Below are 1,577 nucleotides of genomic sequence, written 5' to 3'. Positions count from 1 at the left end.
TGATATGCCTTATCAACAATTACATCACATAAATAATAGGTTGTAGCATAATCGCTGATAACCCTTGCAAAACCCACCAGCTTTTCCTCGGCATCTCCGAAGGATGCAGATGAGCTTTAGATTTCGTTGTAAGGGCGTAGTGCGAAAAACCGTTTCACACGAAGTTTACCATTTCTATCAATGTCATTCCTTATCCAGTATATGGACTGCCAATAAATTTCTTCTTCCCATGACGTTTCACATCGTACAATAATTCATCGGCTTTTTCAAACATATTTCTCAAATCATATGAGGTTTTGGTTTCACCGTACACATAACCGAGAGAAAAATTAACCTTTTCCCCTTCCCTGCTGCTGTTAAAGCTGCTCAAATCTTTTTTCACGGAGTCCAATTGCTTTTCAAATAAATCAATATCAACATCGTCTCGAATCAGCAGGAACTCATCACCGCCATAGCGATAAATGGTGGTATTGGTCAGCTTTTCCTTCATACTGGAGCTCAGTATTTTCAGTACCTCATCCCCTGCATCATGACCCCAGGTGTCATTTATCAGCTTGAAATTATCCACATCCATAAAGGCAACGGTTAGTTGCTTGCCAATATAGTCGTCATAATTTTCCCGGAGAGCATGACGATTATACAGACCGGTTAATTGATCTGTTTTGCTTTGGAACTGCAGCTGTTCATTATGGTGACGGAGCTGGCCATTAAGCTCGTACAGCTCCAGCTGTGCATTTCGCCAGCGATAGCGCAAATAGGCCACAATGGCCGTATTTATAATGACGCTAAGCAAAATGACCATCATTTTATATATATTAACCTCAGTAAAAGTGAAAAAATCATGGTCCATGGAAAAGAAATACATGGAATAAATAATAATCATCAGGGTGGAAAGCACCCCGGCCATGCGCCCGAACATGCTGGTAAATATGATTATACCGGTAATCAATACCATATTGGGATTGGGCACCTTTAAAAACCAAACAAGGGCTATCAGCAGTGCCATACCCAAAAGGGTCACAGTGGATGTAAACCAAAGATTTTTATTACGCTTATGAAAAAAAATGGATTGCTTATTCATTTCCGCTCATCTCCAATTTATTTAATTATTGTAGCCCTGGGCCAGGGACTGGAGCAGAGCCACCTGATTTATACTTTCCCGCTCTATAAGTGATGGCGTGGCACCTGCCACATTTCCAGTAAACAGACCAGCTAACAAAGTAACAGCTATTTTCTTTTTAATATTCATAATTCACAACCTCCCGAAAATCTATATTTTTTATCGTCAAATTCGCCATGGATAATAAATTTTTCTCTTTTTTTACTATATATATTCTATACAGTATGTTAAAAATCCTTTCCATAATGGAATAGTTGTATCACATAATCATCTGTGGTAAAATTCTTTTAAATAAACTCCCATTCCATTTGCTGGTCCACCCCAGCAAATATTAAAGCCGGTCCTCCAACTGGCTTTTCTTAATGATAGGCGCACTGCTGGCCCCCACGCCAACAGTGATAAGGTCAGTCCAAGGACTGGCCTTTTTAATTTAGAAGGGCATATTGGCTCGCCGCAA

The 1,577-nt window shown here is 39.8% G+C and carries 2 protein-coding genes; both read right to left on the bottom strand.

The window, feature by feature from the left end; genetic code table 11:
* Window positions 1–190 precede the first annotated feature (190 nt).
* A complete protein-coding gene (locus tag T525_RS0111240) occupies window positions 191–1,081 on the bottom strand; it encodes a GGDEF domain-containing protein (protein WP_027407262.1) in 891 nt (296 codons plus the stop codon).
* Between the two features lie 21 nt (window positions 1,082–1,102).
* Complete coding sequence (locus T525_RS16420; RefSeq protein ID WP_156945776.1) at window positions 1,103–1,249, bottom strand: hypothetical protein; 147 nt, start codon at window positions 1,247–1,249, stop codon at window positions 1,103–1,105.
* Window positions 1,250–1,577: the final 328 nt, after the last annotated feature.

Origin of the sequence: Anaerovibrio sp. RM50, from assembly GCF_000622005.1 — a bacterium.
Lineage (GTDB): Bacteria > Bacillota > Negativicutes > Selenomonadales > Selenomonadaceae > Anaerovibrio.
This window is presented reverse-complemented; position numbering and strand designations above follow the sequence as displayed.